25 protein-coding genes and 1 other RNA gene are annotated in these 23,617 nt (G+C 57.6%); 15 read left to right on the top strand and 11 right to left on the bottom strand.

From position 1 onward, the window contains the following. Nucleotides 1-41: 41 nt before the first annotated feature. The 4 genes from AC2FF8_RS00360 to AC2FF8_RS00345 are packed head-to-tail and all read right to left on the bottom strand — an operon-like array spanning nucleotide 42 to nucleotide 3,146. A complete protein-coding gene (locus tag AC2FF8_RS00360; RefSeq protein ID WP_496878644.1) occupies nucleotides 42-1,145 on the bottom strand; it encodes a dimethylsulfoniopropionate demethylase in 1,104 nt (367 codons plus the stop codon). Beyond that, entirely contained in the window at nucleotides 1,146-1,676 is a 531-nt protein-coding gene (locus AC2FF8_RS00355) for a DinB family protein (RefSeq protein WP_496878643.1), read from the bottom strand. It abuts the gene before it with no gap. Then, nucleotides 1,673-2,377: a DUF1326 domain-containing protein gene (locus AC2FF8_RS00350; RefSeq protein ID WP_152457918.1), complete on the bottom strand. Its 705-nt coding sequence runs from the start codon at nucleotides 2,375-2,377 to the stop codon at nucleotides 1,673-1,675. The genes AC2FF8_RS00355 and AC2FF8_RS00350 overlap by 4 nt, the downstream gene beginning before the upstream one ends. Before the next feature lie 4 nt (nucleotides 2,378-2,381). Further along, nucleotides 2,382-3,146, bottom strand: coding sequence for a DUF2182 domain-containing protein (locus tag AC2FF8_RS00345; protein WP_496879258.1), 765 nt, complete (start codon nucleotides 3,144-3,146; stop codon nucleotides 2,382-2,384). 115 nt (nucleotides 3,147-3,261) lie between these two features. On the opposite strand from AC2FF8_RS00345, the gene AC2FF8_RS00340 reads away from it, so the two are divergent. The 10 genes from AC2FF8_RS00340 to AC2FF8_RS00295 all read left to right on the top strand — a co-directional run bounded on the left by AC2FF8_RS00340 (nucleotide 3,262) and on the right by AC2FF8_RS00295 (nucleotide 10,933). Then, nucleotides 3,262-3,993: a FadR/GntR family transcriptional regulator gene (locus AC2FF8_RS00340; protein ID WP_480684375.1), complete on the top strand. Its 732-nt coding sequence runs from the start codon at nucleotides 3,262-3,264 to the stop codon at nucleotides 3,991-3,993. Between the two features lie 117 nt (nucleotides 3,994-4,110). Further along, a complete protein-coding gene (locus tag AC2FF8_RS00335) occupies nucleotides 4,111-5,511 on the top strand; it encodes a selenium-binding protein SBP56-related protein (protein ID WP_496878642.1) in 1,401 nt (466 codons plus the stop codon). A 13-nt stretch (nucleotides 5,512-5,524) separates the two neighbouring features. Next, nucleotides 5,525-6,178 carry a hypothetical protein gene (locus AC2FF8_RS00330; RefSeq protein ID WP_170344381.1) on the top strand — a complete coding sequence of 218 codons (654 nt, stop codon included), beginning with the start codon at nucleotides 5,525-5,527 and terminating at the stop codon, nucleotides 6,176-6,178. A gap of 58 nt (nucleotides 6,179-6,236) precedes the next feature. Next, the gene (locus AC2FF8_RS00325; protein WP_170344382.1) at nucleotides 6,237-6,887 is read left to right on the top strand and encodes a TenA family protein; all 651 of its coding nucleotides are present in this window, start codon (nucleotides 6,237-6,239) and stop codon (nucleotides 6,885-6,887) included. 15 nt (nucleotides 6,888-6,902) lie between these two features. Further along, complete coding sequence (locus AC2FF8_RS00320) at nucleotides 6,903-7,265, top strand: DUF4345 family protein (protein ID WP_170344383.1); 363 nt, start codon at nucleotides 6,903-6,905, stop codon at nucleotides 7,263-7,265. 36 nt (nucleotides 7,266-7,301) lie between these two features. Further along, nucleotides 7,302-7,674: a transfer-messenger RNA gene (ssrA, locus tag AC2FF8_RS00315) on the top strand. Between the two features lie 101 nt (nucleotides 7,675-7,775). Next, the gene (locus AC2FF8_RS00310; RefSeq protein WP_170344384.1) at nucleotides 7,776-8,207 is read left to right on the top strand and encodes an ester cyclase; all 432 of its coding nucleotides are present in this window, start codon (nucleotides 7,776-7,778) and stop codon (nucleotides 8,205-8,207) included. A 125-nt stretch (nucleotides 8,208-8,332) separates the two neighbouring features. Then, nucleotides 8,333-9,148 (top strand): chromate resistance protein ChrB domain-containing protein, encoded by an 816-nt coding sequence (locus tag AC2FF8_RS00305; protein WP_496878641.1) that lies wholly within the window; start codon nucleotides 8,333-8,335, stop codon nucleotides 9,146-9,148. Next, entirely contained in the window at nucleotides 9,145-10,398 is a 1,254-nt protein-coding gene (chrA, locus tag AC2FF8_RS00300; RefSeq protein WP_496878640.1) for a chromate efflux transporter, read from the top strand. The genes AC2FF8_RS00305 and chrA overlap by 4 nt, the downstream gene beginning before the upstream one ends. A 76-nt stretch (nucleotides 10,399-10,474) precedes the next feature. Next, the gene (locus tag AC2FF8_RS00295) at nucleotides 10,475-10,933 is read left to right on the top strand and encodes an SspB family protein (RefSeq protein WP_170344387.1); all 459 of its coding nucleotides are present in this window, start codon (nucleotides 10,475-10,477) and stop codon (nucleotides 10,931-10,933) included. 27 nt (nucleotides 10,934-10,960) lie between these two features. Here AC2FF8_RS00295 and AC2FF8_RS00290 read toward each other — a convergent pair whose 3' ends face one another. Beyond that, nucleotides 10,961-11,524 carry a hypothetical protein gene (locus tag AC2FF8_RS00290; RefSeq protein WP_425078221.1) on the bottom strand — a complete coding sequence of 188 codons (564 nt, stop codon included), beginning with the start codon at nucleotides 11,522-11,524 and terminating at the stop codon, nucleotides 10,961-10,963. A gap of 205 nt (nucleotides 11,525-11,729) precedes the next feature. Between AC2FF8_RS00290 and fumC the strand changes: the two genes are divergently transcribed. From fumC to AC2FF8_RS00270, 4 genes are read left to right on the top strand one after another with little or no spacing between them, the layout of a single operon-like run. After that, nucleotides 11,730-13,124, top strand: a complete 1,395-nt coding sequence (gene fumC, locus AC2FF8_RS00285) for a class II fumarate hydratase (RefSeq protein ID WP_224855678.1) — start codon at nucleotides 11,730-11,732, stop codon at nucleotides 13,122-13,124. Continuing rightward, the gene (locus AC2FF8_RS00280; RefSeq protein WP_170344391.1) at nucleotides 13,124-13,300 is read left to right on the top strand and encodes a DUF4169 family protein; all 177 of its coding nucleotides are present in this window, start codon (nucleotides 13,124-13,126) and stop codon (nucleotides 13,298-13,300) included. The genes fumC and AC2FF8_RS00280 overlap by 1 nt, the downstream gene beginning before the upstream one ends. Further along, complete coding sequence (locus tag AC2FF8_RS00275; protein WP_170344392.1) at nucleotides 13,297-13,518, top strand: ribbon-helix-helix domain-containing protein; 222 nt, start codon at nucleotides 13,297-13,299, stop codon at nucleotides 13,516-13,518. The genes AC2FF8_RS00280 and AC2FF8_RS00275 overlap by 4 nt, the downstream gene beginning before the upstream one ends. Before the next feature lie 58 nt (nucleotides 13,519-13,576). Beyond that, the gene (locus tag AC2FF8_RS00270; RefSeq protein ID WP_496878639.1) at nucleotides 13,577-14,179 is read left to right on the top strand and encodes a DNA-3-methyladenine glycosylase I; all 603 of its coding nucleotides are present in this window, start codon (nucleotides 13,577-13,579) and stop codon (nucleotides 14,177-14,179) included. Between the two features lie 4 nt (nucleotides 14,180-14,183). Here the strand turns inward: AC2FF8_RS00270 and AC2FF8_RS00265 are convergent, their stop codons facing one another. From AC2FF8_RS00265 to AC2FF8_RS00250, 4 genes are all read right to left on the bottom strand, one after another. Then, nucleotides 14,184-15,065: a fructose bisphosphate aldolase gene (locus AC2FF8_RS00265; protein WP_170344395.1), complete on the bottom strand. Its 882-nt coding sequence runs from the start codon at nucleotides 15,063-15,065 to the stop codon at nucleotides 14,184-14,186. Nucleotides 15,066-15,138: 73 nt separating this feature from the next. Then, nucleotides 15,139-16,488: a cytochrome P450 gene (locus AC2FF8_RS00260; protein ID WP_496878638.1), complete on the bottom strand. Its 1,350-nt coding sequence runs from the start codon at nucleotides 16,486-16,488 to the stop codon at nucleotides 15,139-15,141. Next, nucleotides 16,485-17,687, bottom strand: coding sequence for a hypothetical protein (locus AC2FF8_RS00255; RefSeq protein ID WP_496878637.1), 1,203 nt, complete (start codon nucleotides 17,685-17,687; stop codon nucleotides 16,485-16,487). Before AC2FF8_RS00255 ends, AC2FF8_RS00260 begins: the two co-directional genes overlap by 4 nt. Nucleotides 17,688-17,749: 62 nt before the next feature. Beyond that, a complete protein-coding gene (locus tag AC2FF8_RS00250; RefSeq protein ID WP_210092321.1) occupies nucleotides 17,750-18,502 on the bottom strand; it encodes a cytochrome c biogenesis CcdA family protein in 753 nt (250 codons plus the stop codon). Nucleotides 18,503-18,608: 106 nt separating this feature from the next. On the opposite strand from AC2FF8_RS00250, the gene AC2FF8_RS00245 reads away from it, so the two are divergent. Next, entirely contained in the window at nucleotides 18,609-18,842 is a 234-nt protein-coding gene (locus AC2FF8_RS00245; protein ID WP_210092320.1) for a sulfurtransferase TusA family protein, read from the top strand. Nucleotides 18,843-18,891: 49 nt separating this feature from the next. Here the strand turns inward: AC2FF8_RS00245 and AC2FF8_RS00240 are convergent, their stop codons facing one another. Both AC2FF8_RS00240 and AC2FF8_RS00235 read right to left on the bottom strand, forming a co-directional pair. Then, complete coding sequence (locus AC2FF8_RS00240; protein ID WP_496878636.1) at nucleotides 18,892-21,774, bottom strand: Rne/Rng family ribonuclease; 2,883 nt, start codon at nucleotides 21,772-21,774, stop codon at nucleotides 18,892-18,894. 508 nt (nucleotides 21,775-22,282) lie between these two features. Then, nucleotides 22,283-23,617, bottom strand: coding sequence for a sigma-54-dependent transcriptional regulator (locus tag AC2FF8_RS00235; RefSeq protein WP_050603452.1), 1,335 nt, complete (start codon nucleotides 23,615-23,617; stop codon nucleotides 22,283-22,285).

The raw sequence follows: 23,617 nt of genomic DNA, 5'->3' as shown, positions 1-23,617 counted from the left end.
CAAAGTATCCCGAGGTCGACGCGGCAGCGCCCATGATTCTGCTAGATCCAGAAATGCGATTGCACGGTCGCGCGGCGCATCCCGGCCGGTGTTTCCACTTCCAGTTCCGTCCCGGCATCCCAATGGCTCAGGCGCACCATACCGATCGCCACATTGGTTTCAAAATCCGGAGACCAGGCCGCCGAAGTCACCTGCCCCACACGCTTTCCGTCCGCAAACATACCCCAGGGACGATCGCAACCCGGCACCGGATCACCATCAATGGCGATAGGTCGGATTTGCTGCACCGGCCCTTCCTTGGCGACACGCAACAGAGCGTCCCGACCGATGCAGCCGATCGCTGTGTGCGTGTTGCAGAACTTTCCCAGACCGCATTCATGCGGGGTGTTGTCATCGGTCATGTCGTTCCCATAGGACAACAAACCGCCCTCAATGCGTTCGATCAGGTTCGGGCAACCCGCGCGCACGTGCAGGTCTTCGCCGGCGGCAAACAGGGCGTTCCACAAAGGCATGCCGATATCGCCACCTTCCACGTATATCTCGAAACCACCCTGTTTCGAATAACCGGATCGCGCGACGGCCAGATCGCGCCCCTCGAACTCGAACAGGTCGAATTTGAAGAAACGGATGTCCCGCACGCGGTCCCCGAAGACACGGGCCATCAGCTCGTCCGCCTTCGGGCCCTGAACGGCAAGCGGCGACACGTCCGGTTCGTCCACCAGCACATCCAGACGGTAGCCAACGGCGATACCCTTGACCCAGAGCAACAGATCGCTGTCTGCAATCGAGATCCACCAGCGGTCTTCAGACAGCTTCACCGCGACCGGGTCGTTCAACATGCCGCCGGTCTCATCAACGATAGGCACATAGAAACACTGCCCCGGAAGCATACCGCGCAGATCACGCGGGGTCAGCATCTGCATCAGGCGCGCAGCATCAGGGCCACGCAATTCAACCTGCCGCTCGCACGACACATCCCAGACCTGCACATGGTTCTTCAGGTGCCGGTAATCGGCTTCAACGCTTTCAAAAACCGTCGGCAACAACATACGGTTGTAGACCGTATAGCCCTTGACCCCGGCAGCTTCGACCCCTTCAGAGAACGGAGTGCGCCGCAAGCGGCGTGACGCGGAAATCTGTGGCATTCATACCTCCTGAGGCATAAAGACGATATCACTCACAGGCGCTTCCGAGCCCGTCTCGGTCAGCATTTTATGCACTTGCCCCCTGTGGTGGGTCTGGTGATTGAAGAAATGGATCACGCACAACGCGTAAGACATTGTGACATCAGCCTCTTTCGCGGCGGAATACCACGTGAACGAGCCGGTCAGCGGATCGTCCCCCAACCCTTCGGCCCAGTTCAGGATACGCGCGTCGATCTTTTCGCGTAACGCCAACCAGCTTTGCAGGTCCGGGCACAGGTATACACTTTCATGGATACCCCCGCCGGCCTTGTGAATAGTGCCGCCGGGCCCGTCGCGCTTTTCGAAACGCGACATCCACATCCAGTCGCCCCACAACAAATGGTTTACCGTGCCCATGATCGAGCCAAAGAACGCCCCGCGTTCGAGGGTCAGTTCCTTGGATGTCAGAGATTGCAAAAACTCTGCCAACTGCTTGTTCTGCCAGTGATTGTACCGCGCCATTTCCTGCGCATACGCGCCCGTGATCATCATTTTGGCCCGTGCCAGTCGATGGGGCAGATTTCAGCGGACTTGCCGCCAAAGTCCCAGACCCGGCCATAGTCGCGCACCTTCGATTTGGTGCCACGCGCCACGATGATGTCAGGTCCCATCCAGTATTTGGAGTTTGAAACCATCACCGGATGCTCCGGATCCTTGCCCGCAAGCATCTCGATCTCGCCCTGGATTTTGCGACCAATCGCGATCCGACGTTTGTTTCCGTCACGCTCAATCTGGACCGGAGCTCGTTCCGCGCCAATGATCTCGCTGACCAGCATGGTAAACAGACCGGTGGTGCCGCCCGCCTGACCGCTGAAGATTTGCAACAAACCGTTATAAGCCTTGCCGCTTGCGCGCTCGTCGACATAAGCGGCGACTTTCCACTGGCCTTCACCCATCCGGCCCGGAATATCGACCAGCAACCCGACATTCAGACCCGACAGATCCTCGCCTTCATAGTGGCCCTCATCAACGATGATACCCATCCACGCATGACAATGACCTTCCGTCGGAGGATGCGCGCCCAGTGACACCACGCAGGGGCAGAACACGTCACATGAACAGTTCAGGATCAACTCGCCCTTGATGGCCCATTCCGTCGGGCTCATCTCTCGCCGCTTGGGATTGGGCATGCGGCTGTCGATGCGCTGACTGACGGGCAGCCGATCGGCGTCTGGTTTTCTGTTTTTAGCCATTGGTTTATCCTCCGTAGCTAATTGGATACACGAGCAGGATAAGACCGCCCGCAATCAGCACAAACCCCATCGGACGGGTCACGGCGTGCCCGATCTGAGGAAGTTTCTCCAAAACCATGAACAGGGTCGCGAGCCCCATCCACAACAGGCTCATGACACCGCCAACAAAGCCAAGTGCCATGAAGCCCCAGCAACAGCCGACGCAAAAGGCGCCAAGACCCAGGCCCATGCGCACGCCACCTGCAAAACCGGTTCTCCAATGCCCCAGGAAATAGGTCATCGGGGCATGGCAGACACCGTGGCAAACCTCTTTGGCGCGGGAAAACTGGAAGGCGCCCACGGCAATCATCAGACCGCCCGCGACCCAGCCGGATTTGGCAATTCCCAGCATATCGACAACGCCGCCAAACAGCAGAACCAGCTGAATTCCTGCGATCAGAGCCGCAAACCCGACCCAGACGACGGAATACCCGGCCAGAACCCCCAGCCAGCCGGCGCGGCTGCCATTTGCACTGCGGATCAGGTCATCGTAACTGCGCAGGGTCGGGATCAGGGTGGGCAGCATCATGGCCGCCATCATGATCGCCCACATTGAAAACAGCGGACCGAACTCGGCCATCGGCATATACATATCCATGCGCGGATCCATCGCGGCCATCGCCTGCCCCATCGGCCCCGGACGGCCGATCAGATCGAGGTCCATGTCCCGGCTCATCGAGAACATGACCCACCACGCCCACAGGATCAGAACATAAAAGCCCAGCCACATTCCGCTGCGCAGCCACGTACGACTCACTTCGGCCTCCCGACTCAACTCCCTTGCTTTTCAAATGTCAGACTTTTAAATGTCAGACAAATAAAAATTTGCCCAAGGTCGTCTGAAGATGAAAACCGCGCCCCGAAAAACCGCAGACCTGTCTGCCCAGATCGCCCAGGCCATTCGGGATGCGATCGTTTCGGGTGAGCTGATCGTGGACGCGCGCCTGCCCTCTGAAGCCGAACTGTCGGATCAGTTCCAGGTCTCTCGCCCCACAGTGCGCGAGGCGCTGAAACGACTGGCAGCGCAGTCGCTGATCCGCACCCAACGCGGCGCTTCCGGCGGGGCGTTTGTCAATCGCCTGAGCTTTGAGGATGCCTATTCTCAGCAAGTCACGACTTCGACATTGCTGCTGTCGATGAATGCGGTCAGCTTCGATACCGCATGCGAGGCGCGATATGCCCTGGAAAGGGCCTGTGCGCCCTTGTCCGCGCAGCGGCGCACGGCAGATCACCTGGCGACCATGCGGGCGGAAATATTCCGCCAGTCCCAACCGGGCCTGACGGACGAAGCCTTTTGCGCCTCGGACGTGACTTTCCATCGCGCGCTGGTGGATGGGGCTGGAAACCCGGTCCTGTCTTATCAGCTGGCGGGCGCCGTGGAAGCGATGCAGCCCTTGATGAATATGATCACCTTCACGGCGCGGTCCCGCGAAGAGATCATCGGACTGCACAGCAGAATAGTGGACGCGCTAGAGGCAAAAGACGCGGACACCGTAGACTCCGCCCTGATCGGTCTGGAACGTTACACACGACGGCTGGCCCATGACGTGGCCAAGAGCAAACGTAAACCCAACTGAGGGCGGCATTCGAAACAAGATCAGAACAAGGGGCACACGAGCAGGCAGATTGTCATCCGGCGCCAAGACCGGAACTCTCAATATGAATTGAAGATCAATGACTTACGGGAGGACGTTATGAACCAAAGACCGGACCCAAGTTTTTATCCATCCGCAAAACTGGCGATGGAGGGCCCCGCTGAGACACTTGCATTCACGCTGATGCTCAGCCCTGACTTTTCACAACCCGACGGACTGGCGGTTGTGAATGTCGATCCAAGCTCGGACGATTTCGGAAAGATCGTGCATCAGGTGATCATGCCCGAAAAGGGCGACGAGTTTCACCATTTCGGTTGGAACGCCTGTTCTTCGGCCCTGTCGCCGCTCAGCGGTCACGCGTTTCTGGAGCGGCGCTATCTGATCATCCCGGGCATCCGGTCCAGCCGGATTTATGTCATCGATGTCAAAAACCCGCTCGAAGCCAAGATTCACAAGATCATCGAACCCGAAGAAGTCTTTGCAAAGACAGGGTATTCCCGTCCGCACACGATCCATTGCGGGCCTGAAGGCATCTATGTCAGCACCCTTGGCGGTGGCGGTCCTGACGGCACAAATGGCCCTCCGGGCATTTTCATCATGGATTGCGAAACCTTCGACATCATCGGGCGCTATGAGATCGAGCGCGGCGTACAGGACAAGCATTATGATTTCTGGTGGAACCTGCCGCGTGACTACATGGTCAGTTCCGAATGGGGCCTGCCACCGCAATTCGAAAACGGGCTGGTGGCCGAAGACCTGTTGTCCAATAAATACGGCCACCGCATCCATTTCTGGAACCTTCGAAACCGGACGAATATTCAAACCATCGATCTGGGTGAAAACCATCAGATGGCCTTGGAAATCCGCCCCGCTCATGATCCCGTAAAGCAATACGGGTTCTGCGGCGTTGTCGTCGATACAACGAACCTGCAAGGTGCAATCTTCACCTGGTGGCGCAATGAAGACGGCACGTTCGAAGCCAAGAAGACCATAACAATCGATCCGCAACCCGCTGATCCCGATGATCTTCCCGAGCTTCTGAAGGGCTTCTCTGCCGTTCCGCCGCTGGTTACCGATATCGACCTGAGCCTGGACGACAAGTACCTCTACGTCGCCTGCTGGGGTACCGGCGAGATGCATCAATACGATGTTTCCGACCCGATGAACCCCACCCTTGCCGGCAAGGTCGAAATTGGAGGGATTGTAAAAAAGACCAAACATCCCAACGGCCAGACGTTCGGCTATGGTCCACAGATGGTCGAAATCAGCCGCGACGGCAAACGCGTCTACTGGACCAATTCGCTCTATTCCACGTGGGACGACCAGTTCTACCCCGAGGAAGGCGGTGCGGCCATGGTCAAAGCTGATGTCGGCGAGAATGGCGGGCTGACACTGGATCCGAAGTTCTGGGTGGAGTTCCCCAAAGGGTATCGCAGCCACCAGATCCGGTTGGAGGGCGGAGACTGTTCAACCGACAGCTTCTGCTATCCGTCGGTCTGAGTTGGAATTTTTGATGTCATCAACGGCTGGCCTGTGGCTGGCCGTTGTTCTGAGCGGCGCCTATCACGGCCTGAACCCCGGCATGGGCTGGCCGCTGGCGGTGTCTTCGGCTTTGATGGAACAACGCCAATCCGCCCTGTGGAGCGCACTCGCGGCTTTGGCTGGCGGGCATTTCGTGGCCATGCTGGGCGTACTTCTGCCTTTTGCCCTGATGGCCGTACTGGTCGATTATCAAAATGAAATCCGTATCGGCGCGGCCCTGGTCGTCATTGGCATGGGCCTGTACATCGCGATAACCCGCCGTCATCCCCGCTTTCTTTCGCGGATCCCGCCAAGCAGGCTTGCGCTTTGGTCTTTTCTGGTGGCGCTTGCCCACGGGGCCGCCCTGATGCTGGTTCCAATCTATCTGGGCCTTTGTGCCGTGGATGAACTGGACGCGGGACATCAAGCGATTTCCCAGATCATGACGACGAACACCCTTTTGGTTCTGGGCGTCGCCGCGCTGCATACGGCCGCCATGGTTCTGGGTGGCGGGCTGTTGGCCTTTGCGGTCTATCGTTGGCTTGGCCTGCAATTCCTGTCGCGCAGCTGGTTCAACCTGGAGCTCATCTGGGCCCTGAGCCTCATTCTGGTCGGTGGTCTGGGTCTTTGGTCCGCACTCGGCTGACCTTGTACTTTGTTTTGAAACGCGCTTTGTCTGCATCAAGACAAAACGGAGCTTCCGAATGCAGGACCAAACCCGCCCAACCGATGTGCTGCGTCAGGGTAAAATCGACGACTGGACGGCCGCCACGACCCATGCCTTCACCCGCGAACTGTCTGACGGCACCCTGCCCGAGGATAAAATGCGCTGGTACCTGCAACAGGATTATCAGTTCGTCGACGGCTTCGTGCGTCTTTTGGCCAGCGCCATCGCGCATGCGCCGACCCTTGCAGACAGCGTCCCGGCCGCGCAGTTTCTGGCGGTGATCACAGGCCCCGAGAACACTTACTTCCTGCGCGCGATGGACGCTTTGGGCACTGAGCCCAGCACCGAGCCCGCGCCCGCCACACGGGCGTTTCAGGATCTGATGGCCGAAGCCGCAGCCTCTGGCCGTTATCAGAACATGCTGGCGGTTCTCGTCGTGGCGGAATGGGTTTACCTGAGCTGGGCCAGCCCGGAAAACCCGCCCAAAGACGGCTTGCCGTTCTGGTTTGCGGAATGGATCACGCTACATGCGGGCGAAGGGTTCGAAAGCGTCGTGGAATATCTGCGCAGTCAGTTGGACAACGTCTGGCCGACGCTGGATGCGGCTGAACAGGCCGAGGTCACGCGACTGTTTCATCGCGCCATCGAGCTGGAACGTGATTTCTTTGACGCCGCCTACGCGGCCTGAACCCAGGAGGCCGCCATGGTCGCAACTCTGAACGTCATTGCAGCATTGCTGACCATCGGGTTCGGCGCGTTCGGGTTTCTAGCCCCGGCCCACACCGCGTCGGCCCTGGATCTGGCCCCGACCAACAGCACGATGGGGTTGTCCGAGATGCGCGCCTCGGTCGGTGGTTTGTTTGTTGTGACCGGGATCGCCGTTATCTGGCTGAACAACCCAATGGCCTATGTCATGCTGGGCATTGTCTATTCCGGTGCAGCGCTGGGCCGATTTGTGTCGGTCGCGCTGGACAATCCCCCCTTGGCCAAGGCGTTGATCTTTGGGGGAATCGAACTGGTTCTGGCGGTTTGGCTTATCTCTGCAAACTTCAACAAAGCCACCTAACGGATTGGAAATATAGGATACGGCAGACTTCATTCTGAGTTTGCATCCATCCATCACCTCACCTATATAAGAGATGTCCTTCGGGACTATGGACATAAACGCGCTCGTAATAAGCGGATCGGACCCGGGGGCGGTACCCGGCGGCTCCACCATACACCTTCTGGGGGTATCCTTCGTTTGGGGATCACTTTCAGAACCGGGGGGCCGAAATAGGATCGACGAACGTCTAAAGGGGTTAGCTTTGTCTCGGCTGTCTGCCACCGTTACCGGCGAAAACAGTACAATTGCAAACGACAATCGTGCTCCGGTTGCAGTTGCTGCGTAAGCAGTAGCAAGACCGAAACTTAAGCCCTTGCGCCTAGCCGCGTAAGGCGGGGTTCGCAGGTACCTGGCAACAGAAACCTGCATTAATCCCCCACATGTCTGAATTTATTTACCCGTCCCTTGGCGGATTCAGAGTTTATTCATTCCTTTTTGCCATCGTGCTAGCACTTGGACAGGAGAACTGGGATGACGAATTCAGAGATACTCAGAAAGTGGTACTCCGAAGTTTGGGAAAATGGAAACACCGAAGCGATTGATCAGTTCTTCGCGCCCGAAACGATGGCCGAGGGGCTGATTCCGGAAATGCAGGTCGGTGCGGACGATTTCCGGGATCTGGTCATGGCGTTCCGCCATATTCTGGGGGACATCAAGGTCGAGTTGCCCAAGATCATCGAAAACGGCGACTGGGTGTCTGCCATTCTGCATGTTCGTACTTTTCGGGCCGACAATGGCGCGCCACTGGAAGTCACGGGCCAGGTCATGGCACGGTTCAAAGACGAAAAGATGGTCGAGGCTTACAATCATTTTGACTTCATCTCGTTTTTTGAAGAACTGGGCCAGTTTCCATCGGACACCCTGCCCGTATGCATGACAGGGCAGCGCCTGGACTGGGCGTGAATACAACGCAATCTTGACCCCCATGACCCTTGCGCGGTAGCAAGTGCCATGGGGTAAGATTGCGAACGCCCCGTGAGGCGACAGCCCAAGTTTCGCATGTATCCGCGGTTACAAGGAAACATGCCATGGCATCGCCCAGCTCTATTTCTCCCAAGCAACTCCTGCGTCTGATTGGCACTCCGAATGCGCCCGTTCTATTCGACGTCTGCCTGAATGACGATTTTGAAGAAGATCCCTATCTGATCCCCGCGTCAATCCGGCACCCGGTCACAGATCTTCAGGGGCTGAAATGCAAGACCTCCGGCCGCTCGGCTGTGATTATCTGTCAAAAGGGCAAAAAGCTGAGCCAGGGCGTTGTATCCTGGTTGCGCAGCGAAGGGCATCAAGCCGAATATCTGGAAGGTGGTATGTATGCTTGGCGCGAATTGACCGACGCGCCACGTGTACCCGCAGCCCGCATTCCTGAACGGATTGGAGGCCATACGCTGTGGGTCACGCGCCACCGACCAAAGATCGACAGAATCGCATGTCCCTGGCTGATACGCAGGTTTGTTGATCCCGACGCCAAATTCCTGTTTGTGGCACCCGGCGAAGTCGAAAGCGTTTCGACTGCTTTCGGGGCGTCACCATTTGATATCGAGAACACGTTCTGGAGCCACCGGGGCGACAATTGCACGTTTGACACCATGTTGGATGAATTCGATCTTCACTCTCCTGCACTGGACCGGTTGGCGACGGTCATCCGGGCAGCGGACACGAACCGGCACATGCTTGCGCCCGAAGCGGCGGGATTGTTGGCGGTTTCGGTCGGGCTTTCAAGGCAGTATCGCGATGACCATGAAAACCTGGAGGCCGGGATAACCCTTTACGACGCGCTGTATCGCTGGGCGCGCGATGGGTTTGACGAAAGCCATGACTGGCCCACCGGGCGAACGTCATGACACCGACACTGGCCGAGATTACCAAGGTCTTCGGCAGGATCGGCCTGCTGTCTTTCGGCGGTCCTGCGGCTCAGATCTCCTTGATGCATCAGGAATTGGTCGAGCGTCGACCCTGGCTGGATGAACAGACGTACCTGCGCGCCCTGTCTTTGTGCATGCTGCTACCGGGTCCCGAGGCGATGCAGCTGGCAACCTATGCGGGGTGGCGTCTGCGCGGTGTTGCCGGCGGGCTGATTGCCGGCAGCTTGTTCGTGTTGCCCGGCGCGGTGGTGATTGCGGTTCTGGTCGCGCTCTATTCAGCGTTTGGCGATATTCCCTTGGTGCAGTCGGCCTTTACGGGCATCAAGGCAACCGTCATCGTGATCGTTTTGCAGGCGCTTCGCAACCTTTCGCGCAAGGCATTGAACGATCGAGAGCATCGGACAATCGCAATTCTGTCTTTCCTGTCCATTTTTCTGCTGAACCTCCCGTTTCCGGCGATCATTTTCGCTGCCGCTTTCTGGGGCTATGTGACCTTCAAAGGATCCGTTGAAACGCCGAAACGAGAAGGAACACCACAACTGGCGCGGTCTCTGCGAACGATTGCTGTCTGGTTGCCCCTTTGGTTGGGCCCGCTTGTCGCTCTGAGCGTCACAGGCCATCAACTGCTGAGCGAGTTGGGCTGGTTTTTTGCCCGACTCGCCGTTGTGACCTTTGGCGGCGCATATGCCGTATTGGCCTATATGACCCAAACCGTTGTCGACCAGTACCACTGGATCAGCACGGATCAGATGATTGATGGGCTGGGTCTGGCGGAAACGACTCCGGGGCCGCTCATACTTGTCACTCAATTTGTCGCCATGCTGACCGGGCAACTGACCGGCGGGTTCACCTTGGCACTTGCCGCTGGCGCGGTTGCATTGTGGGCGACGTTCGTTCCGTGCTTTCTTTGGATTTTTCTTGCGGCCCCATATCTCGACCGTCTGGCCGCGCATCCCCGCCTGTCCGCGGCCCTGCATGGAATCACCGCGGCCGTCGTCGGAGTGATTCTCAACCTTTCCGTGTGGTTCGCCCTGAATGTTCTTTTCGAATCGGTGACTGAAAAATCATGGGGTCCTGTGGCAATCCCCACGCCGCAGTTATCCGCGTTGGATATTACCGCAGTAAGTCTAACTATTCTTGCTGGGGCCTTGATTTTTCGACTGAAATTAGGGATGGGAACTGTATTGGTTCTGATGTCGGTGGCCGGGCTGGTTGCACACAATATCTGATCAATCCGGTCATACCCGCCCTTTCGTTTCCGAACAAAACCCCTATGCTGAGCATAACCACTTTTGAGGATCACACATGTCGCAAGGCATCGATTATGGAAACCTGATGCACACCGCCATGCGCGGCTTGATCAAAACAGTGCTGAAGGAAGTTTCTGAAACCGGCCTACCCGGGGCGCATCACTTTTTCATCACCTTCGACACACGTGAAGATGGTGTAGAAATCGCCGACTGGCTGCGTGAACGCTATCCCGAAGAAATGACCATCGTCATGCAGCACTGGTTCGAGAACCTCGAAGTCGGAGACGTCGGCTTTTCCATCACTTTGAACTTTGGCGACGCCCCGGAACCGCTGTACGTCCCCTATTCCGCAATCAAGACTTTCGTGGACCCATCCGTGGAATTCGGCCTTCGCTTTGAAAGCCCGGAAGACGAAATCGAAGAAGATCAGATCATCGAAGACGACATCGAAGTCGAAGAAGAAGAAATTCATCACGATGCGGATATCGTGTCGCTGGACAGCTTCAGGAAATGAACCTTCAAACCCCGCCCGGCGCGGGGTTTATCGTTTCATCAGAAAAGTCTCGACCGACCGGGATTTTTGACCATCTATGAATCGTGAAAACGCAAGGTTCAGCCCGCCCTCGGCCAGCGTACGGTCGAATTGCTGCAACTCATATCCTCCGTCCTCATCTATAAACAACGAAAACACAGTCAGCGTGTCGCCGACAATGCGGCCCCATACAAACGGCTCGCCCTTCATCGGGTCCAATGGCACTTCGTGACCAAAGACATTGCGCTTCATCGCCGCCGAAAACACATCAGGGCGGTCTGACGGAACAAAATCTATCGAGAATTTCTGGTCCTTAACACGTCCGTCCGGCTTGTATGTCGTCGTCCGCCAACTGACGTTGAAGCCGTTCTTGGTCTCGACAATGGAAACGCTCATGTCGCGGGGCGTTGTCGTGCCATCCGCGTCCACTACTTCGGCTGAACCGACATAATCTCCTATGAACGGTGTAATCTCTGCCGCGCGGGCCTGCAAACTCAGAATCGACAGCCACAAAGCGCAAACTGCAAGTATCGCGGCAGCTTTCTCAAGCTTAAGGCGATGTAAATTTGGCATTTTATCCTCCTGGGCGGTCATTTCTCTATTGTAGCCCAGAGGTGTCCGCAAACAATGCACATTCCCCGCCAATAACGATTAAAGTGACGCACCCCGCGCCTATACCTTTGACGTCCTTGAGTTTAAGGTGCGCGCAACTGGCCGATTGCGTCACGGCGTGGCTGCGGCTAAACGGCATACAACTGCATACCAGACGGAGTGACCGATGTCTCAAACCCGCACAGAATCCGACAGCTTTGGCCCGCTCGAGGTTCCTGCCGACAAATATTGGGGCGCGCAGACGCAGCGCTCGATCATGAATTTTCCCATCGGCTGGGAAAAGCAGCCGGTCGCCATCGTGCGCGCGCTGGGCGTGATCAAGAAAGCCTGCGCCATGGAAAACAAGGCAACGGGCAAACTGGACGCAAAGATAGCAGATGCGATCATTCAGGCCGCAGGCGAGGTGATCGAGGGCAAGTTCGACGACAACTTCCCGTTGGTCGTGTGGCAGACGGGTTCGGGCACCCAGTCGAACATGAATGCGAACGAGGTCATCGCCAACCGAGCCATCGAGATTCTGGGCGGCAAGATCGGATCCAAAGACCCGGTACACCCGAATGACCACTGCAACATGGGACAGTCGTCGAACGACACCTTCCCAACCGCCATGCATATCGCAACGGCGATGAGCGTGCGTGACGTGCTGCTTCCGGGGCTTGAGAAACTGGCGTCCGGGCTCGAGCAGAAGGCCGAGGAATTCAAGGACATCATCAAGATCGGCCGAACCCATACGCAGGACGCGACACCGCTGACACTGGGTCAGGAGTTCAGTGGCTATGCACACCAGATTCGTCAGGGGATCGCACGCGTACATGCGGCGATGCCGGGGATTTATGAACTAGCCCAGGGCGGAACGGCCGTTGGCACCGGCCTGAACACCCAGCACGGCTGGGACAAAGCCGTCGCAGGCCATATGGCCCAGATCACCGACCTGCCCTTCGTGACGGCGCCGAACAAGTTCGAGGCGCTGGCCGCCCATGATGCCATGGTCTTCCTGTCGGGCGCTTTGGCGACGATTGCCGGCAGCTGCTACAAGATTGCAAACGACATTCGTTTCCTGGGCTCCGGGCCTCGTTCCGGCCTGGGTGAGCTGATTCTGCCGGAAAATGAGCCCGGCTCGTCGATCATGCCCGGCAAGGTAAACCCGACGCAGGCCGAAGCGCTGACGCAGGTCGCCGCGCATGTGATGGGCAACAACGCGGCGATGAATTTTGCCGGGTCGCAAGGTCATTTCGAATTGAACGTCTACAATCCGATGATGTCCTACAACCTGCTGCAATCGATCCAGTTGCTAGGGGATGCCACCGACAGCTTTACCGAGCGGATGCTGCTGGGCATCAAAGCGAACGAGCCGCGCATCGACAAACTGATGAAGGAATCGCTGATGCTGGTCACGGCGCTTGCCCCTACAATCGGTTATGACAATGCGACCACCGTTGCGAAAACCGCTCATAAGAACGGCACCACCCTCAAGGAAGAAGCCATCGCACTGGGCTTCGTGGACGAAGCGACCTTTGATGCCGTCGTCCGTCCCGAACAGATGATCGGCCCGAAAGACTGATGGGCAAGCCGGTCAATCTGAACCGGTATCGAAAAGAAAAAGCGCGGGCCGTGAAAAAGGCCCGCGCCGACCGGAACGCCGTCGCGTTTGGGCGAACGAAAGCTGAAAAAGAAGTCGTGAAGCTTCAACAGAAAAAACAAAAGCGCGACCTCGACAATCATGAGCTGGACGAATGAGCGGCCGCCCTGTCAAACGCTCTTTGACCCTGAAAGGGCATCGAACCTCGGTATCACTCGAGGATGAATTCTGGCGTGCTTTTCGCGAGATCGCTCAGGAACAAGATAAGCCAATCAATGTCTTGGCGGCTGAGATTGATGTGGAGCGCGACCCGGAAACGGGTCTTGCATCGGCCATACGCGTCTTTGTGCTGAACTGGTTCCGAAACCCTGATTGAGACTTGTCACGCCGTCGCCTCGACGTGTAACGTGAGCTGGAACAAAAAGGGTACAACCATGAGCGACACCATTACCGGGCCGGATGGGCAGCAAAGATGCACATGGTGTCAGGCCGCGCCTGAATTCTTTGAATATCACGACAATGAATGGGGTTACCCTGTCGACGATGACCGACGGTTGTTTGAAAAACTGTGCCTCGAGAGCTTTCAGTCAGGCCTCAGCTGGCGGACAATCCTGAACAAGCGCGAAAACTTCAGGAAAGCCTTCTGCGGATTTGATTTCAACAAGATGGCCGCGTTTTCTGATGCAGATGTGGAACGCCTGCTACAGGACGCCGGGATCATCCGTCATCGCGGCAAGATTGAAGCGGTGATCAACAATGCGCGTTGCGCGCAGGACCTTGTGGCCGCCGAAGGATCTCTGGCGGCTTATGTCTGGCGTTATGAGGCTGAAACGCCTCCGCCCCCGCAAACAGCATCCACGTCACCCGAATCCGTGGCCATGTCGAAGGATCTCAAGAAACGGGGGTGGAAGTTTGTCGGCCCTACAACCGTGTTTGCGTTCATGCAGGCCATGGGGTTGGTCAATGACCACGCCGAGGGCTGCATCGGCAGAAAAAAAGCGGCACAGATGCGCCGCTCTTTCATCAAACCTGCCTGACGGATCAGACCGAGGCTTTGTAAATCTTGTCGATGTTGCCACCCAGAGCCGCGTTGAATTCGGCATCTGACTGCTGCTTCGACAGACCTTCGGTCAAAGCCCGCGAGAAGGATGCGATCATTTTGCCGTTTCGGCTCAACAGGTCGCAGGCTTCTTCCGTCGAATAACCGCCCGACAGGGCCACAACCCGCAATACCCGCGGGTGGTCTGCCAGCGCGTCATACAGGTTTGCCTTTGTCGGGATCGTCAGCTTCAGCATCACTTCCTGACCCTCGGCCAGTTGATCGAGGTTCTTGAGGATTTCAGCCTTCAGGATGTCTTCTGCTTCGGCCTTGGTTTCCGAATGGATGTTCACTTCGGGTTCCACGATCGGAACCATACCGGCATCGGTGACTTCGCGGGCGACGTCGAACTGTTGCGCAACCACCGCCGCGATGCCGTCGGCATTCGCTTCGTGAATGACCGAGCGTTCCTTGGTGCCGAACACACCATCGGCCTTGGCCAGGGTCTCGGCCAGACCGGGGATCGGTTTCATCATCTGAACGCCATTTGCCTGTTCTTCCAAGCCTTTGTCGATCTTCAGGAAAGGCACGATACCTTTGACCGACCACAGGTAATCGGCAACCTTGCGGCCTTCGATCTCTTCGCCCAGGGTACGCTCGAACAGGATTGCACCAATCACTTTGTCCTTTGTGAAATCGTCGGCCAGAATGATGCGGGCACGCATCTTCTGGATTTCACCGAACATCTCTTCGTCTGAGTTGTAGTCGGATGCCTCGACACCATACAACGCAAGCGCTTTCGGGGTTGATCCGCCGCTTTGATCCAGTGCCGCGATAAAGCCCGTGCCGTTGATCATCTGCGCGCGCTGTTCTGCTTTGGACATATTGTTTTCCCGTTCAATGATGATTCCGATGTTCCTCCCCGCATACAACAGGGCGTGAACCGATGGTAGGTTGTTAGCGCTCAAACAGGCGCAACCATATGCCATCTTTGGATCGAACCGTCAGATGCGCGACCGGAACAGGTGTTTTTCCCGGGATTGTTTCGAACCTGAAACGGCGCAAGAGCATCGACAGGATCAGCGGCCCTTCGACCATTGCAAACCCGGCCCCGGTGCACACTCGGGGGCCCGCAGAGAACGGGATGTAAGCGTCGCGCTGGCAGCGCTTGCCGTTTTCCGTGCCCCAACGCATAGGATCAAAACCATCCGGATCGTCCCACAAACGCGCCTGACGGTGCAAATGCCACGGGCTGATCACGATTTGCGCGCCAACCGGCACATCCCGGTTACGGAACCGTTCGGGGCACGTGGCCTCGCGAACCATCATGGGCACCGGAGGATAAAGACGCAGCGCTTCGCGAAACACATCCCGGCTGATCCGGAGTTTTGAAACACAGCCAAATGAAGGATCATCCAGAACGGCGGCCTCATCTGCAACCTTCTGTTGCCATTCCGGGTAAAGGGCCATCAGGTACAGCGTCCAGGCCAAGGCCGACGCACTGGTTTCATGCCCGGCAAGAAAAAAGATCGCTACCTGATCAACCATCTCGTCGGGGTCGAAGAACTGTCCGGTTTCGGGATCAGCCGTCGTCATGATCTTGGTCGCAAGATCATCAGGTGCCGTTCCGTCCTTGATGGCCTTTGCGCGTGTTCTGGTCAGTTCGGCAATCAGCGCCCTGATATCCCGCGCGTTTTGTTTGGTCGCCCTGGAATGAAACCGGGGCAGCCACTTTGGCAATGGAACAAAAGCCGCGAGATTCAGCAAAGGTTGCGCGCGTTGATAGGCTCGGAACTTTTCAAACACCTGGCTGGCGATAGCGTTTTCGATGGGAACGGAAAACAGGGTGCGGAATATGACGTCCGCCGCGGCGTGGCTTGTCTGTTCTTCGAATTCGAGTTCCCCGCCGACACAAGGTCGCAGCCGTTCCACACACGCCTCGGCAGCGGCCAGCATGGCCGGGAATGTATCCTTCAGACGCCCGCCTTCGAACGCCGGATCGATAATCCGCCGCTGTCGTTTCCAGACCTCGCCATTGGTCAGAAACACCGAATTGCCAAGCAACGGCCGCAGGCCTTCGCTGATCCTGCCGGATTTGGGGAAATCGTCAGGCCGTTTCCTGAGAACGGTTTGAATCAGGTCCGGTTGATTGATCAGGAACGATCGGAAGAACGGGGTTTTGAATTCTGCCATCCACGCGCGATACAACCGGGCTGGCTGCGCCGACAGCAGGTCATGTCTGAACAGTTTCACATAGCGAAGCAAAGAAACCTTATCAGGGCGCGGGTCTGGCTTGGGCGGGGTCATGGGCGTACCGAGGTGAACTTGGACACAGGCGTCTCGATGCGGCTGCGCGAAGCCTCACGATCCGCAAACCTTTGCTTCAGCGTCAAAGGGCCAGCCGTTATCCGGAAATAGTCATAGCTTCCCGGCTTGTCGAACGCGCAAAGGTACTGAAAGTGCAGGCGAAAAAACCGCCATCGCAAAACCTTCCAGCGTTCCGGAGACAAGGTTTGCGTGAAAGCCGCCGACAGGACCAGCGGCCAACGTTTGTCGGCGTCGGCCACGCCCGTGACCGCAACCGGATCGCAAAGCGCAAAGGCGCAGCCATCACCTGGGGCCGAGACATCGATCCAGGTGAGTTCGGACCGCGTGGACAGGAAATGCAGATCGGACCGCAAATCGTATGCCCGAGGCAGAAACGAAACCATCGGAACCACCTGCCCCAAGCTGAGGAAAGACAGTGCTGCCCGCCGCTCCTGCACGTTCATTTTTCGGATCAGCCCGGCCAGAACAGACGCCCCAAGATGCGCGCCCGAGCTGTGGCCAACGACCAGCACCTCATCCACATCGGACTTCAGCGCAGCTTCGATCGTCTCTCGGAACGAAGCCAACCTGTCCCTTAGCTCGACCGGCATTTGCCCGTTCAACTGCGCTGAATAGGCGTAATCATGCATCAGGTAATACGCAAACAGCCGGTTGTCGACCTTGCGAAACCATAACAACAGCGCAACGGCTGCGGCCGCTCCCGGGAACAGCCCCCACCAACCGGCCATGGCTATGCATGCCCATGCCACCGCAAGCGCGATCAGCAGCTGAGACACCAACATCGCCACTGGATACAACGCCGCGATCACCGGGCCCTTGCGCAATCGCATCAGACGCCACAACGTACCGGTTGATATGTAAATCCACGCCGTGCGGGCCAATTGCCAATAGGTCGCCGGGATCGAGACCGACATGCTGTCGCGCACGATGTCGGACCACACCAGAACCTCGAATTCCGTTTCAACGGTCAGGCCATCTTGTTCCGAGGTCACGCGCCAGCCAAAACGTCCGTCCGTTGTCTTTTGGGCGATTGCGATCTCGTACCCCGAGATCCGGGCCTGTTTCTGAGACTCGGTGCGATACAGCTCGCGATATCGCCGGGGCGGCATCGGATCATAGCCGGGAATATAGAACACCCGACGTCTGCGCACTTGCCGCTGATTTTTGTGACTGCTCATGCCCTTACCTTCTGATGCGCAGGTTAACGCAGGCTTGAGGTCAAGGTAAGTGCGTCAGTTGATCACCCGAAGTTTGCCAACGCCGGAAAAGTCTCCAGCAACCACCAGCTGAAGCGGGTGAAAAGCCCGGTTATCAGCATGATGCCCACAAACAGCAACAGCCCGCCCATGACCTTTTCGATCGTGCCCATATACGGTTTGATCCGGTTCATCACGGTCATCGAGCGATTCAGGAACATGGCTGCCAACAAGAACGGAATACCCAAACCCGCAGCGTAAACCCCCAGCAGAAACGTGCCACGCGCGACCGACGCTTCGTTCGCCGCCAGTGACAGGATCGCCCCCAGTTGTGGCCCAATGCACGGGGTCCAGCCGAATGCAAAAGCAAGGCCAAGGATATAGGCACCAAAGACCGACCCACCGGAATCGCCGGTTTCAATCCGTGCTTCGCGATCCAGAAAAGGAATCCGGAAGACATTCAGAAAGTGAAGGCCAAAGACGATGACGACGGCACCGGACAGCTTGGCGAACAGCACCTGATTTTGCAGCACAAACGCACCAAAGGCCGATGCGGTAAAGCCAAGCAGCAGAAAGACGGTCGACAGGCCCATGACAAAGAACAGCGCCGACATGGTCGCCTTGCGCCGCGCGCGGGCCTCGTCCTGCATCTCATGTATGGTAACGCCGCTCATATACGCCAGATAAGGCGGTACGATGGGCAATACGCAAGGCGACAGAAAGCTGATCAAGCCACCCAGTAGCGCGACGAACATGGCGGGCAGAAGTCCCGCGTCTATGATTTCGATTCCGAACATGTTTCTGCACATATGTGATGAAGAGCGATCCGTCACGGGGCCAAACGGTCACATCCTCGTGCACGGAATCTGGACAATATTACAACTTCACCCTATCCCGAAAATCATGTCAGAAATTTCAGATACCCTGGACGCCTTGGGCCTGTTGTGCCCCTTGCCCGTCCTGAAAGCCCGCAAACGACTGAAATCCATGCCGGACGGCGCCGTTCTGCGGGTTCTGGCCGATGATCCTGCGGCCATCGTGGATGTTCCGCATTTTTGTGCCGAGGCCGGGCATAGACTGCTTTCGCAGGACACTGACGGCGCACATCAGATCTATCTGATCCAAAAATCCAGCTGATCTTTGTTTCAGGTCAAAAAAAGGCGGGCCAATCAGCCCGCCTTTTTCGTTAACTTCCCAGCGACCACCAACCGCGTCGTTTGGGCTTGGCCGGTACAGGCTCAGGCTCTTCCGCTACGCCTTCAAGCACTGGCTCGGGCGTTGCTTCCGCTGGCCCGTCTTCGGCAGGATCGTCGGTTTCCGTAATTTCAGAGGCTTCTACAGCTTCCGCGGACGGCTTTTCCGCCTCATCCGCTTCTTCAACCGCTGGTGCCGCATCCACACCGTTTGCAGGTTGCTCTGCCGGCAGCGGAGCATCAGCCTGTACTTCGGCTGGTTCGGCGGCCACCTCGACCTGCTCCGCCACGTCCTCGGCGCTTTCGCCCTCGATGAGCTCACCGGTTTCCTCGGCTGCCGGTTCTTCGGTCACGGCCTCCGCTGTCATGACGGCTGGTTCTTCAGACTGTTCCGCAACTTCTTCGGCAACCACGTCTTTCTTGCGACGACGCGGGGCGCGTTTGCGCTTGGGCTTGGCCGGTTTTTCTTCCTCCGAAGCCTCAGCTTCAGCCGGTTCAGCATTTTCAACGACAGGCGTATCGCCCTCTGCGTCTTCTTGTGCGGGCGCTTCACCCTCTTCAGCGATCTGCTCGGGCGCATCGCCATTGCCCGAGCCTTTCTTGCGGCGACGACGGCGGCGCTTGCGCTTGGGCTTTGCCTCTTCTTCGGTCTGAACGGTTTCCTCTTCGGCCTCTTCCGCGTCCGATGAATCGACAAGATCCATCAGTGACGCATCAACAGAAACAACGGGCGCCGTGGCCTCGGGAACGATCCGGCTGGCCGTCTTGAACTTCTCCATCGAGAAGTCCGGGCTGACCAAATGGATATCCCCTTCAATCCTCACCGAAAGCCCATACCGCGCTTCGATCTGCGCAATATGTTCTCGTTTCTGGTTCATCAGGAAGTTGGCGATGCTGACAGGGCAGCGCACCAAAACTTCGCGCGAACGGCGACGGGTACCTTCCTCTTCGATCTGACGCAGGATCGACAAGGCCATGTTGTCGTCCGAGCGGATCAGGCCGGTGCCGTGACAGGCCGGACACGGCTGTGTCGTTGCCTCGATCATGCCGGGGCGCAGACGCTGACGGCTCATTTCCATCAAGCCAAAGCCCGAAATACGACCCACCTGGATGCGCGCTCGATCGGTTTTCAACCGCTCTTTCATGCGCTTTTCAACGGCCGCATTATTCTTGCGCTCATCCATATCGATGAAATCGATCACGATAAGACCGGCCAGATCGCGCAGGCGCAACTGGCGTGCAACCTCTTCAGCGGCCTCAAGGTTGGTCTTGAGTGCGGTTTCCTCGATCGACCCTTCCTTGGTGGCACGGCCCGAGTTCACGTCGATCGCCACCAGCGCTTCCGTCACGCCGATCACGATATAACCACCGGATTTCAACTGTACGGTCGGGTTGAACATCCCCGCCAGATAGCTTTCCACCTGATAGCGCGCGAACAGCGGCAGCGCATCTTCATACCGTTTCACGTTCTTGGCGTGAGACGGCATGATCATCTTCATGAAATCCTTGGCGATGCGGTACCCGCCCTCGCCTTCGACCAAGACTTCGTCGATATCGCGGTTGTAAAGATCTCGGATCGACCGTTTGATCAGATCGCCTTCTTCATAAATCTTTGCCGGCGCGATGGATTCCAGTGTCAGCGCCCGGATCTGCTCCCACAAGCGCTGAAGGTATTCATAGTCGCGCTTGATCTCGGACTTGGTTCGCTTGGCCCCGGCGGTTCGAATGATCAAACCCGCCCCGGTCGGCACATCGATATCCGTTGCGATCTCTTTCAGTTTTTTCCGGTCCGCCGCATTGGTAATCTTGCGGCTGATGCCACCGCCACGTGCGGTATTGGGCATCAAAACACAATACCGTCCTGCCAGCGAAAGATAGGTCGTCAGCGCAGCACCCTTGTTTCCGCGCTCTTCCTTGACAACCTGCACCAGCAGAACCTGACGTACTTTGATGACTTCCTGTATCTTGTAACGACGCGGACGCGGTTTGCGCGGCGGCCGAATGTCTTCGCTGTCATCCTCATCGGCAACCGATTCAATCGATGCGTCTTTAGATGCAGCGTCCGTGCTTTGGCTGTCGCTACCGTCCTCATCCGCGTCCAGTTCATCATCCGCAGCTTCAACAAGTTCTTCTGTTTGCTCGGGCTCGGATTGGGCTTCTTCCCCTTCCGATTGAACCTCTTCACCGGTTTCCACTGCCTCTTCGGCCTGGTCCTCCGCGTCGTCGTCCGACGCCTCGACAGCCTGTTCAGTGGCTTCCTCGGCTACGTCGTCTAACGCAGCCTCATCCGACGCGGTTTCGGTTGCGTCATCAGTGGCCGGCGCGTCATCGTCAACTGGCTCCTCTACCGGAGTTTCAGCGACGACTTCCATCGGCGACGTTCCTTCCGGAACCTCAACACCTGCTTCTTCACCCTCGTCCAGATCGATGGTTTCCATGCCGGTTGGTTCGGTCGAAACCTCCATCGTTTCAACCGGATCATCCGATTTCACGTCAGCAGCCTTCGAGCGAGACCGAGACCGCCGCTTCTTGGATTTGGCCTCTTCTGCCTCATCGCGCGCCTTCATTGCCTCGGCAATTGCCTCGGCATAGGCGCGCTCTTCCTCCATCAGCGCCTCACGGTCGGCGACGGGGATCTGGTAATAGTCCGGATGGATTTCCGAGAATGCCAGGAAACCATGCCGGTTCCCGCCATAGTCTACAAAGGCCGCCTGAAGCGATGGCTCAACCCGAGTTACTTTTGCAAGATAGATGTTGCCGGCAAGCTGGCGTTTGTTTTCGGATTCAAAATCGAACTCCTCGACCTTGTTTCCGTCAACCACCACGACACGGGTTTCCTCCGCGTGGGTGGCATCGATAAGCATTTTCTTAGCCATTTGTCCTTGGTGCACCGCGCCAAACGCGTTGTCCTGACCTGTCCAGGCGGACAGGCGCTTTTGGGGAGGTGTCTTGTCAGGGCGATATCAGACGGCGCGCGGCAGGGTCTGGCGCTGTGGCCCCCTGCCCGTTCTCTCAATCGTTGCGCGCGCGTCATCGCGGTTCTTCTCCGACAGGTGCGTCTGAACGCTGCCTGCCCATTTATTCCTTTCGCCCGGGGATCCCGGGCTCAGGTACTCCACTGCCCCTTCAGGGGCATAATCGGTCTGCTGAACCGCGAGGTCTTGACCCTCACCAACGGATCAGCAGCGAAACTCAAAGATTCGGGACTTGCAGGCGTCAAATTCGCCCGGCCCGTTCCGCCACAATAAAAGCAACCCTGTGGAAAAGACAATGGGCAAACTGCATTCCGCCCCCAAACCAACGGTGCAGCCCCCTTCATCTGGCCAAAAATATCCCGGGGAAGGCGCCACAGGCGACGGGGGCAGAGCCCCCAAATCGCATCGCTTACAGATAGTCCGAACGCTGAAGGCCGTATTTGGCCATCTTCTCGTTCAGCGTCCGGCGAGGAAGGCAAAGCTCGTCCATGACGGACGCAATCGAGCCTTTGTGCCTGCGCATCGTGTTGTCGATCAGCATTCGCTCGAACGCTTCGACATATTCCTTCAACGGCTTGCCCTCGGTCGTCATCACCGGCTGCATCTCTTCGTGATCGGACATCAACAGAGACGCGATGGTGCCCGAGCCACGGCGCGACTGAAGCACCGCCCGTTCGGCAATGTTGATCAACTGACGCACATTGCCGGGCCAAGGGGCCTGCAACAGTTGCGCAGCCTCCTGCGCGCTCACCTGGGGTGCATCGCAACCGTATTCCTCGGCAAACTGCTCACTGAGGCGGGTGAACAGGGTCAGGATATCTTCGCCCCTCTGCCGCAACGGCGGCATGGTGATGCGCAGCGCCGCCAGGCGATAGAACAGGTCCGGGCGCAGCACGTCTTCAGACGTCTTGCCCGCCTCCTGCAGGTTCGAGATGGCTACGATCCGGGTTTCCGCAGGTGTGCCCTGCTCGTTCATCACGCTCAGCAGCTTGGCCTGCAACGTATCGCTCAACGCTTCCACATCTTCCAGAACCAGCGTTCCACCCCGCGCCTCTTCGATGGCAGGCAGTTGCGCATCCTCGGGCATCATGGGGCCAAAGAGACGCTTAGCCAGTGCATCCTCTTCAAGCGCGGCGCAGGACACCAGGACAAATTTCTTGCCTGCACGGCTGCCAACGGCATGAAGCGCGTGAGCCACAAGCGTTTTCCCGGTACCGGTTTCACCGTCGATCAACACATGGCCGTCGGCCTGGCCGAGATCCAGAATATCCTCGCGCAGCCGCTCCATGACCGGGCTGGCACCGATCAGCTTGTTCATGATCTGCGTGCCACCGGACAGCTCGCGCCGCAGCGCACGGTTGTCCAGTGTCAGTCGGCGCGCATTGCTGGCGCGTTTGGCCAGCTCGGACATACGGTCTGGATTGAACGGTTTTTCAAGGAAGTCAAACGCGCCAACCCGCATCGCCTCGACCGCCATCGGAACATCGCCGTGACCGGTGATCATGATCACCGGCAGGGTGCTGTCGGCCCCCATCAGCTTTTTCAGAAGCTGAATGCCGTCCATTCCGGGCATCTTGATGTCCGAAATAACAATCCCAGGATAATCCGGACCCAGAACCTTGAGCGCATCTTCCGCGCTGGCAAAGGTTTCCGTGTCATATCCGGACAAAGCAAGCCATTGGCTGATCGATTGGCGCATGTCCTGTTCGTCATCCACAATGGCAATTTTCATGGCCTGTGCCAT

It is taken from the genome of Ruegeria sp. YTSA144, from assembly GCF_059610125.1.
This window is presented reverse-complemented; position numbering and strand designations above follow the sequence as displayed.